The sequence below is a fragment of the Mesorhizobium sp. M4A.F.Ca.ET.050.02.1.1 genome (assembly GCF_003997725.1).
In the GTDB taxonomy this organism is placed as follows: Bacteria; Pseudomonadota; Alphaproteobacteria; order Rhizobiales; family Rhizobiaceae; genus Mesorhizobium.
In genome coordinates this window covers 1-419 of record NZ_RZSG01001531.1, presented here as the reverse complement: position 1 = coordinate 419, position 419 = coordinate 1, and the positions used below count along the sequence as shown (strand labels likewise).

Below are 419 nucleotides of genomic sequence, written 5' to 3'. Positions count from 1 at the left end.
AAATTGTCCGGAACCGTATCGTTGGGGTCGTAACCGTTGGTGTGATCGGGATGGGTGACCGACTCGGTCACCGTGTAATTGTATTCAATAGCGCCGGTGACCGGATTGAAGGAGACGATCGTGATGTAGCCGAACTGGCCCTGGATCTGCTGCCCGACGCCCGTGACGGTGACGCCGTTGATGACGATCGAGCCGATCCCGTCCGGCGCGTCGATGGTGATCGTTCCGGTGCTCGACGTCTCCGAATTGCTTGGCGCGTCGCTGCCCGGCGACTGTGACGGGCCGCCGTCGAGGCCGGTTTCGCTGGCCGCCTCGTCCGGCGTAAGCAGCGACACCGCCACCACCGAAACCTTCCTGTCGACAATGGATGGGAAGAGTTCGCGCCGGTCGAGCTGGCCGAACTGCGGGGCCGTCGGCGG

The 419-nt window shown here is 64.0% G+C and carries 1 protein-coding gene; it reads right to left on the bottom strand.

All coding sequences use genetic code 11. The features are described 5' to 3' along the window. On the bottom strand, positions 1 to 419 hold a 419-nt coding region (locus EOA33_RS38500), incomplete at both ends, for a hypothetical protein (RefSeq protein ID WP_145989632.1).